The sequence below is a fragment of the Thioalkalivibrio sp. HK1 genome, assembly GCA_000583135.1.
GTDB lineage: Bacteria > Pseudomonadota > Gammaproteobacteria > HK1 > HK1 > HK1.
Map to the genome: position 1 here is coordinate 21,570 of JFBG01000045.1, position 9,470 is coordinate 31,039.

At 62.8% G+C, this 9,470-nt stretch carries 9 protein-coding genes and 1 pseudogene; 9 read left to right on the top strand and 1 reads right to left on the bottom strand.

Features of this window, described 5'->3' with window-relative positions:
* Positions 1 to 160: 160 nt before the first annotated feature.
* Genes BF99_RS0112135 through BF99_RS0112145 form a run of 3 tightly spaced genes read left to right on the top strand, consistent with a single transcriptional unit; the run spans position 161 to position 3,206 of the window.
* Positions 161 to 1,105, top strand: coding sequence for a class II glutamine amidotransferase (locus BF99_RS0112135; protein WP_025771065.1), 945 nt, complete (start codon positions 161 to 163; stop codon positions 1,103 to 1,105).
* Complete coding sequence (locus BF99_RS0112140) at positions 1,102 to 1,794, top strand: hypothetical protein (RefSeq protein WP_197019128.1); 693 nt, start codon at positions 1,102 to 1,104, stop codon at positions 1,792 to 1,794. Before BF99_RS0112135 ends, BF99_RS0112140 begins: the two co-directional genes overlap by 4 nt.
* Positions 1,779 to 3,206 (top strand): FMN-binding glutamate synthase family protein, encoded by a 1,428-nt coding sequence (locus BF99_RS0112145; RefSeq protein WP_081759249.1) that lies wholly within the window; start codon positions 1,779 to 1,781, stop codon positions 3,204 to 3,206. Before BF99_RS0112140 ends, BF99_RS0112145 begins: the two co-directional genes overlap by 16 nt.
* A 48-nt stretch (positions 3,207 to 3,254) precedes the next feature.
* On the opposite strand, the gene BF99_RS0112150 is transcribed toward BF99_RS0112145, so the two are convergent.
* Positions 3,255 to 4,394: an FAD-dependent oxidoreductase gene (locus BF99_RS0112150; protein WP_025771068.1), complete on the bottom strand. Its 1,140-nt coding sequence runs from the start codon at positions 4,392 to 4,394 to the stop codon at positions 3,255 to 3,257.
* Between the two features lie 274 nt (positions 4,395 to 4,668).
* Between BF99_RS0112150 and BF99_RS0112160 the strand changes: the two genes are divergently transcribed.
* The 6 genes and pseudogenes from BF99_RS0112160 to BF99_RS0112185 all read left to right on the top strand — a co-directional run.
* Positions 4,669 to 5,970, top strand: coding sequence for a glutamine synthetase family protein (locus BF99_RS0112160; RefSeq protein WP_025771070.1), 1,302 nt, complete (start codon positions 4,669 to 4,671; stop codon positions 5,968 to 5,970).
* A gap of 16 nt (positions 5,971 to 5,986) precedes the next feature.
* Positions 5,987 to 6,253 (top strand): EutN/CcmL family microcompartment protein, encoded by a 267-nt coding sequence (locus tag BF99_RS0112165; protein ID WP_025771071.1) that lies wholly within the window; start codon positions 5,987 to 5,989, stop codon positions 6,251 to 6,253.
* A gap of 79 nt (positions 6,254 to 6,332) precedes the next feature.
* A complete protein-coding gene (locus tag BF99_RS0112170) occupies positions 6,333 to 6,644 on the top strand; it encodes a BMC domain-containing protein (RefSeq protein WP_025771072.1) in 312 nt (103 codons plus the stop codon).
* A 29-nt stretch (positions 6,645 to 6,673) separates the two neighbouring features.
* The gene (locus BF99_RS0112175) at positions 6,674 to 7,870 is read left to right on the top strand and encodes a hypothetical protein (protein WP_025771073.1); all 1,197 of its coding nucleotides are present in this window, start codon (positions 6,674 to 6,676) and stop codon (positions 7,868 to 7,870) included.
* Positions 7,870 to 9,258, top strand: a complete 1,389-nt coding sequence (locus tag BF99_RS0112180) for an aldehyde dehydrogenase family protein (protein ID WP_051482896.1) — start codon at positions 7,870 to 7,872, stop codon at positions 9,256 to 9,258. Before BF99_RS0112175 ends, BF99_RS0112180 begins: the two co-directional genes overlap by 1 nt.
* Positions 9,255 to 9,470 (top strand): annotated as a pseudogene (locus tag BF99_RS0112185) (hypothetical protein); the annotation flags it as partial. The gene BF99_RS0112180 and the pseudogene BF99_RS0112185, both read left to right, overlap by 4 nt.

Genomic DNA, 9,470 nt, shown 5'->3' on the forward strand with positions numbered 1-9,470 from the left:
TCGGGCGGGCGACATGGCATCGCTCGGGTTTCGAAGCCCGCCGAGCAGGCCATGGAGTTTTAGTAATATCACCGGGCTTCGAAGGATCGATGATCCGGTTTCGTAAGATCCGAGATTCAAAGACCCGCCGAAGCGCCGAACGAATATAGGAGTGTCGATTATGTGCGGCATCGCCGGACGCATCTTGAACGCCCCCGGAAGGGTCGGAAGCGACCTCGTCGACCTGATGGACGCCCAAGCCCATCGGGGGTCCGACAGCACGGGATTCGCCATCTACGGCATTGCGCGCGATGACGGATTCGTTCTGCGGGGAATGGGCTTCGATCGATCCCGCATCGACCGGGATATCGCCGCTGTTCAAGATACGCTCAAAAGCCACGGCACGGATTTTTCCGCCGACCCCGATATCATCGAGGATAACAATCCCCACTACTGCTTCCGGGTCGAGATCGGGGAACCCGATGACTTATCCGCTTGGGTACGAGATGCCGACACGCTAAGCGATCGCATCGAGATCCAATCGTGCGGCCGGTCGCTGGAAATCATCAAGGATGTCGGGGATGCCGAGGAGGTGGCGGAAAAACACGGCATCCGGGATCTGCTCGGCACCCACGGCCTCGGGCACGCCCGCTTGGCCACCGAAAGCTCGGTCCGACCCGACGCCAGCCACCCCTTTTGGGCGCGCCCCTTCCCCGATGTAGCGATCGTTCATAACGGCCAGATCACCGACTATTTCAGCAAGCGGGATCGATTGATGCGCGAGGGATATCGTTTCATGACCGAGAACGACAGCGAACTGATCGCGGTGTGGATATCGGATCAGATGAAAAAGGGGCTGGACCTTGCGCAAGCCCTGGCGAAATCCGTCACCGCCATCGACGGGGTATTCACCTTCATGATCGCCACCGGCGAGGGGATCGGTTTCGCCAAGGATCGATTCGCGATGAAACCCTTGGTGGTCATCGATCGCAACGGGGATCTCGCCGCCGCCACCGAGGAGCAGGCGCTGCGCCGCATCCATGCCGATGAATGCGATGTTCTCAACATCGACGGCCCCGGCATCACCGGCCTGTGGCCGGTCGGCAACCGGAGCATGGCGGCATGAGCGAGGTCGTCATCGAAGTCGGGCAACGCCCCGTTCGCACCATCAACGAGGAGATCCAACAGGCCTGCCGCGCGGGGCTCAAGGTGCGGGTGGTCGATACCCTCTCGCGTCATAACTTGGGAATCGGATTGCCCGACGGGGCCGATATCGTCTTCGAGGGTTCGGTCGGCTACTACTGCGGGGGGCTCAATACCGGGGCGACCATCGCCATCGAGCGCAACTGCGGCTGGGCCGTCGGCGAGGGCATGGCCAAAGGCAATATCACCATCGGTGGCTACGCCGGCATGTCCTGCGGAGCGGCGATGATCGGCGGCACCATTCACGTTCGAGGCGATGCCGGCCCCCGGGTCGGGGTGGCGATGAAAGGGGGCACGATCGTGGTCGAGGGCAAGATCGGCTATCAATCGGGCTTCATGGCCCATAGCGGGCGGATCATCGCCCTGGGCGGAGCCGGGGCTTCTTGCGCCGACGCCCTTTGGGCCGGCGAGGTCTGGGTGGCGGGGGAGATCGAGAGTCTGGGCGTGGATGTCGATATCGCGCAGCCGAGCGAAGAGGAAATCATCGAGGTGGATGCGATTTTGGAACCCTTGGGGCTCGCCGATCGATCCCGCAGCTGGCGGCGGATGGTTTCGAAACGGCGCCTTTGGCATTTCGAGAGCAGGGATGCAAGCGCATGGCTGATGATCTGAAAGGGCGGGATCGGGAATTTCCCTTCGAACTCCCATCGGAAGAGGAAATACGCTTTCAAGACACCGGGGCGAGGGAAGATCGTCCGGCCGGGATCCCCGCTTCCTACCATAAAGGCGGGTCGGCCCGCTGGACCCCGGAGGCGATCTCGGAAGTGCACGCCCTGGCCCAGCTGGGCCGCTACCAAGTGCGGGGCTATAACAGCTTCAACCGCCGACTACCGACCTTCGACGATCTGACCTTCGTACCGGCGACGATGACCCGGCTCCCCTTGGAGGGATATCGGGAACGCTGCGATACCCTCACCGTACTCGGGGGCGGTCGGGGGATGGTGGAAAAACCCATCGAGCTGAAGATCCCGGTCTATATCGCATCCATGTCCTTCGGAGCGCTTTCGGCCTCGGCCAAGGCCTCTTTGGGCTACGGGGCGTCCAAGGTCGGCACCATGACCTGCACCGGCGAGGGCGGGATGCTCGAAGAGGAGCGTGCAGCCTCCGCCGCTTTGGTCTACCAGATGTCGCCGGCTCGCTACGGAGTGGATCTGGACCACCTGCGCCGCGCCGACGGCATCGAGATCGTGGTCGGCCAAGGAGCCAAACCCGGAACCGGCGGCTTGTTGCTGGGCATGAAGGTGAGCCCTCGAGTGAGCCGGATGCGCACCTTGCCCGAAGGCGTCGATCAGCGATCGACCATCCGCCACCCGGATTTCCTCGGCGCCGACGATCTGGCGATCAAAATCGAGGAGCTGCGCATCGCCACGAATTATCAGGTGCCGATCTTCATCAAGATGGGAGCCACCCGCCCGCGCTTCGACGTGGCGATCGCGGCCAAGGCCGGAGCCGATGTGGTGGTGGTGGACGGAGCCGAGGGCGGCACCGGCGCCTCCCCCGAACTGTTGCTTGACCATACGGGGATTCCCACAATATCGGCGATTCGCGCCGCCAGAGAGGCCTTGGACGAATGCGGCTTGAGCGGCAAGGTCGATCTGGTGGCCGCCGGCGGCATTCGATCCGGGGTCGATGCCGCGAAATGCCTCGCGCTCGGGGCCGATGCGGTGATGATCGGCAACGCCGCGATGATCGCCCTGGGCTGCAATTCGCCGCGCTATATCGAGGACTATACGAAGTTGGGAACGGCCCCCGGGGCCTGCCATCACTGCCACACCGGGCTGTGCCCGGTCGGTGTGGCCACCCAAGATCCGGAGTTGGAGGCGCGCATGGATCCGCGCGCCGGGGCCGAAAGGATCGCCCGCTTCCTCACCGCGATGACGATGGAAATCACCGCTTTGGCCAAAGCCTGCGGCAAATCCTCGGTGCATAACCTCGAAGCGGAGGATCTGCGAGCTTTGAGCTTCGAGGCCTCGGCATTCACCGGAGTCAAGATGGCCGGTATCGATCGCGCCTTCGGATGGTGATAGGCCTTTCGTAAGGGGAGTCCTCCCCGGAAGAATCGACCTTATCGACTAACGCCCGCTCGGACTTTCTTTCGGCCCGAGTTTGCGTCGACCTGCGATCTTGAATCTGGCGGGGGGTGCAAATCGCCGCAAGCCCACTCCTGCGGCATATTGCCCGAAAACCGGGGCGTGCTTGAATAAATGACCGGAACAACCACCGGCCAAGAGCATATTCTCGTGTTCGGGGTGCCAATCGAGGATGAAATGCGTATCCGGCGTGAGGATGATCTGATTGAATTTGGAATCGACCACCCGTTCGCCGACCAGATCCGGTAATCGGTGGCGGATATAGCTGCGGGTTCGCCACAGGGTCTCCTGGCGAACCAATCGTTCGTCATGATCGAGGTCGATCCGATCGGGGATCACCACCGCGGCCTTGATCCCCGAACCCTCCGCCGACGGCAACCCGAAGGAGCCTTGTCCGTGATCGATCCAGCAGGGCATGCGGGTGTGATCGAAGGCTTCGGAGCCGTCGGGGGTCGAGGTATAGAGTACGTTGATGCCGACGACGCTCGATATCGGTCGAATGGTGCGCGGAAACATCCGCTCCATCCACGGACCGGTCGCGATCACCAGGAGATCGGCCTCGAGGGGCTTGCCGTCGAGCATCGCTCGCTCGTCGGGGTCGGTGCGCACATGCCCGCGCTCGACTTCGCCGCCGAATCGACGAAAGAGCGTCAACGCCGCAAGGACGCAGCGATAGGCCATCAGCATTCCCGCCTCGGGCTCGTAGATCGCATAGGCGATATCGGGCACCCGGAACTGCGGGAAGCGCGCTTCGATCTCCTCGCGATCCAGACGATGCCACGGAACGCCCACCCGATCGAAGGTCGCCGGGGTCGCATCCTCCCAGTCGCAGCGACCCTGGGTTGCGAGGATCAGCGCCCCGCACTCGTACATCAAGGTCCATGCGATTTCGGCCTGCAATTCCAACCAACACGAACGGCTCTCTCTCGCCCACCGGGTATAGAACTCGTCCGCCCCGGAAATGGCGCGGATCACGCGATTCCAATCGCTCGAGGAGGCTCGATGATGTCCGGGCTCCCAACGATCGATCAGGCGCACCCGCTCCCCGCTTCTTTGCAAGTGCAGCGCGGTCATCAACCCCGTGATGCCGCCGCCGACCACGATAATCGATCGCTTGGCCATGATTTATCTTGATCACCTCAAAAAATGCGGGTTTGTACCGGGTTCATCCAATGCGACGAGCCTTTCGAGGACAAGGGCGAAACCGGCGATCGATCGAAAATCTCTTGCCGCCCGATCGGGCACGATCACGCATGAACCCGCCTCGATCTCCCGACTGCCTTCGAACCGACAGGCCTTGCCCGGCGCGCGCCCCGATCTTACGCAAACGCAATAAATTACACTACCATCCATCACTTTCCACTGCCATCTTGGAAAAAGACCGAGGAGGTCAAGGATGCCCGCGACCGACGATCTTTTGGCGTTGCCCGATGGAACGCATACCGTGATCCTAGGGCTAGGGGATCTCAACGGAATCATGCGCGGCAAGCGCATTCCCGCAAGTCATTGGAAAACGATCTGCGCCGAGGGCAATGCCATCTCGATCGCGCTCTTCGCCATCGACATGAACTCCGATGTCTGGGATACGCCTTTCGTCAATTTCGGTAACGGCTACCCGGATATGCATATCTTTCCGATGGAGCGGGCGCGCGCTTTGCCGTGGGAACCCGGAGTCGCGATGGCCTTGGCTCGCGCCGAGGGCATGGATCACCGGCCGATCCCGATCGATCCCCGCCAAGCCCTGATCCGGCAGGTGGAGCGGGCCAAGGCGATGGATTTCGAGATTCAAGTCGGTGCCGAGCTCGAGTTCTACCTCCTCGACCCCGAAACCGGACAGCCCCGGGATCGAGGAATTCAGGTTTACGGACTGGACCGAGCGGCCCAGTTGGAACATGTCGTGGGGCCGATTCGCCGCCAGCTGAACGAATGCGGGATCCCCATCGAGCAATCCAATCCCGAATACGCCCCGGGCCAGATCGAAGTCAATATCCGCTACGGCGAAGCGCTTTTGACCGCGGATCGGGTGGTCAAATTCAAATCCCTGATCCGCCAGTTGGGAATCGCCAACGGCTACCTTGCAACCTTCATGCCCAAACCCTTTTTCGATCAATCGGGCAGCGGCTTTCACGCCCACTACTCGCTGTGGAAGCAAGGCGTCAATCTCTTTGCCGAACAAGGCAAGCTCGGCCGCCTCGGCCTGCATTTCATCGCCGGGCTGCAAAAGAGGATGTCGGAAAGCGCGATCTGCGGCGGGGGGACGGTCAACGGTTTTCGGCGCCGTCAGCCCTACTCCTTCTGCCCCGTCAATACCAGTTGGGGCTACGATAATCGCACCGTCGGACTTAGAGTCATCGAAGGCAGCGATCAAGCGGTGCGTATCGAAAAGCGCGATGCCGGCGCCGACGCCAATCCCTATTTGCTCCTGGCTTCGGATATCGCCGCCGGTCTCGATGGGATCGAACAAGCGCTGGAGCCCGGCGAGGCGACCTTGGGCAACGCCTACGAGGAGGCCCATGGCGAGCCCATCCCCGATAATTTGCCGACGGCGATCTCGCTCGCTCGCAACTCGAAGTGGCTGCGAGAAACGCTGGGCGATTCGATGTGGGAACTGCTTCTGCAGCAAGCCGAGCGGGAGCTCGATTTCTTCGGCCAACAAGTGACTCCGGTCGAGATCGAGCGTTATTTGAGAACCCTTTGAACGGGCGAATCGAAAAGTGCTGCTTGCGAAAATCACGGGGACGATCACCGCCACCATCAAGGACGAGCGATTGTCCGGTCATCGGCTGTTGATCGCCGATATCGTCGATGCCGAAGGCAAAACGCTCTCATCGACGCGAATCGCGATCGATAGCCTCGGGGCCGGGGTCGGCGATCGGGTCATCTTGAGCTCGGGGTCGGCGGCGCGCATGCCGCAAGGATATGCGAGCCTTCCCGTCGATCTGGCCACGATCGCCATCGTCGATCGTATCGATCATCGTTAGCGATCCGAAGCTGGCAATCCAAAATCGGCGATCCGAAGTCGGCGATCCGAAATACCAATCCCTCAACGGAGAAACCCTCATGGCAAAACCACCCGCCGGACAAATGGCCTTAGGGATGATCGAGACCCGCGGATTCGCGGGCGCGATCGAGGCCGCCGATGCAATGGTCAAGGCGGCGAGCGTGCACCTCGTCGGTCAGGCCAAAGCCGGGGGCGGCCTCGTTACCACCTTGGTCCGGGGCGAAGTCGGCGCGGTGAAGGCCGCAACCGATGCCGGAGCCACCGCGGCCAACAAGGTCGGCGAGGTCGTCTCGGTGCATGTCATCGCGCGCCCCCATGACGATCTCGAAGCGATCATCGACTCCTTGGCCCGCGGCACATCCGCCGACTGAAAGCCTCGAACCGACGCCTCGATACGATCATGCCTGCGGGCTTCGAGGAATTCACCCGCGCCGCCGCCCGCGCCGCCGCCCCCGCTCCTTATCGAGAGGAGCCGCTCGAGCGCTTGGCGGTGCTCGGCGGCGGGGCCGACGGTCGCTTGCTGGCCGCGCTCGGCTTGGCCCACGAGGCCAAGGTCACTCTCTTTTCCGCTTACCGAGCCGAGATCGATCCGATCCTCGAAGCCGGCGGGATATCCTTGCGCGGCGCCGGTCCCGTCGGACACTACCGAGCGGCACGGAATTCCGAGCCGACCTTCCCGAGCATCTCGCTTTGCACCGAGATCGACAGCGCCGTGAAAGATGCGCAGGTCATCTTCATCACCGGTCCGGTCCACAAACAACGCACCTTCTCGATGGTGCTTGCCGAGCACGTCAAAGACGGACAGATCCTCGTTTTGCTGCCCGGACGCACCTTCGGCGCCATCGAATGCGCATGGCTGCTCAAATTGGGGGGTTGCCGCGCGGATATCACCATCGTCGAACGGCAAGGACCTGCTTGGTGGCACCTGGCCCAAGGATCGGCTCTGTTCCTCACGCCGACGAGGGCGATGCCCGCAGGCTGCCTGCCCCGAGGGCGAGAAAGGGTCATCGCAAGCCTTTCGCCCTTCATCGGGGACTCGATCTCGATGGACGATGCGCTCGCTTCGAGCTTCGCCGACCTCTCGGCGGCGATTGAAATCCCCGCGCTGTGCCTTTCGGGAATCGGCCTTCGCCCGGGCGGCCCCGAGATACCGCCGGGCGCAAAAGCGCTGCCGGAAAACCGTACCTTCGCCAACCTGATCGGGGCCGATCAACAAACGCTGATCGATCGCCTCAAGGCCGAACGCCGCCGCGTGGCCCGGGCTTTCGGCATCCGCACCCTTCCCGACGACGGCCCTTGGCAAACCCTCTTCGCCGGGGAGGCCGGCGGCGAGGGCCGCCGCCCGGTGCCCGATCTTGCGCAGGCGCGCCGGCTGATGCGAGACGGGGTGATCGCCTCACTCTCGCCGCTGGTCTTCGCCGCCGAACGTACCAATATCGATGTTCCCGTCACCCGGGCGCTGATCGCCATGACCGAGGCCATGCTCGAAGCGAATGTGGCGATCGCCGGGCGACGCCTTGACATGATCGGCACCGAATCGAAATCGGTCGAGGAGATCCGCCGGTCCGTCGATACCCTGCTCACCGGGGAGGTCTGATGTCCTACGATGCGGATCTGGAGTCGATCGCCGAGGCCCGACAGGCGGCACAGGAGGCCTTCGAGGCTTGGCAGGCCTTTCTCGGCACGACCCCCGATCGGATCGATGCCATCGTCGACGCCATGGCTCGGGCCGTCGAACCCGAAGCGGAACGACTTGCGTCGTTGGCCGTCGAGGAAACCGGCTACGGCAATCTCGTCGATAAAAAAATCAAGAATCTTTTCAACACCGTATCGGTCTCGAAGTGGCTACGCAAGATAAACGCGCTGGGCATGCTGTGGCGCGATGACCGCACCGGGGTCGCCGCCTTCGGCGAACCGATGGGGGTGGTGGCGGCGCTGATCCCGGTAACCAGCCCCACCTCGACCATCATCTTCAAGGTTTTGAGCGCGGTGAAGGCAGGCAACGCCATCGTTTGCGCCCCGAGCTTACGCGGACGACGCGCCGGGATCGAAACCGTCGCCGTGCTGGCCAAGGCCGCGGTGCAAGCCGGAGCACCGCAAGGATTGATCCGCTGCCTCGAACACATCACCTTGCAAGGCACGGCCGAGCTCATGTCCCATCGACACACCGCGGTGGTGATGGCCACCGGCGGACCGGGGATGGTCAAGGCCGCCTATTCCAGCGGCAAGCCGACGCTCGCCGTCGGGGCCGGCAACGTACCTTGTTATGTCCACCGATCGATGCGCGAGCGACTCGACGAGACGGCGGCGATGATCGTCCACTCGAAGAGCTTCGATTACGGGACGGCCTGCGTGGCCGAACAAGCGGTGATCGCCGACTTCGAGATCGCCCGCGATCTGCGCCACGCACTAAGGCTCGAAGGAGGGTATTTCTGCACCGCCGCCGAAGCGGATCGATTGAGCCGGGTCATCTTCCAACCCTCGGGACGAATCGATCCCGAGTACGTCGGGCAAAGCGCCTCCACCCTTGCAAAAGCGGCCGACTTCTCCCCTCCCTTGGGGACCCGCTGTCTCGTCTGCGAAGAAAACGAGATCGGCCGAAAGCGACCGCTTTCCGCGGAAAAACTCAATCCGGTGCTGGCTTTCTACGAAGCCCGGGACGCCGACCACGGTCTCGATCTGATGCGCCGGATCGTCGAATTCGGCGGTTTGGGGCATAGCGCGGTGGTCCACACTCAGGACTCGGAGATCGCCGCTCGCTTCGCCGCCCGACTCCCCGTCGGACGCGTGCTGGTCAACACCCCCGCCCTCTTCGGGGGCATGGGATTTTCCACCGACTTGGATCCCTCCTTCATGCTCGGCACCGGCACTTGGTCGGGCTCGATCACCTCCGACAACGTCACCGCTTTGCATCTGATCAATATCAAGCGGGTGGCCTATCAGTCGCGTCCTTGGCGCGATATCCACGAGGAGTACGGCACGTGATCGAGATCCGCGCCTTAGTGCAGATCGACAATCTGCAACCGACTTTCGCCGCCTATATCGGTGCCACCGTCCAAGGCTCGGTTCCCTTGGCGGGCGATACCGTCCTCATCGGGGAGATGGCCCCGGGAAACGAGGTCTTCCCCCTCATCGACCGCGCCCTCAAAGCCTCGGCGGTGGAAGCCACTTCCCAACTGGTGGAACGGGAATTCGGG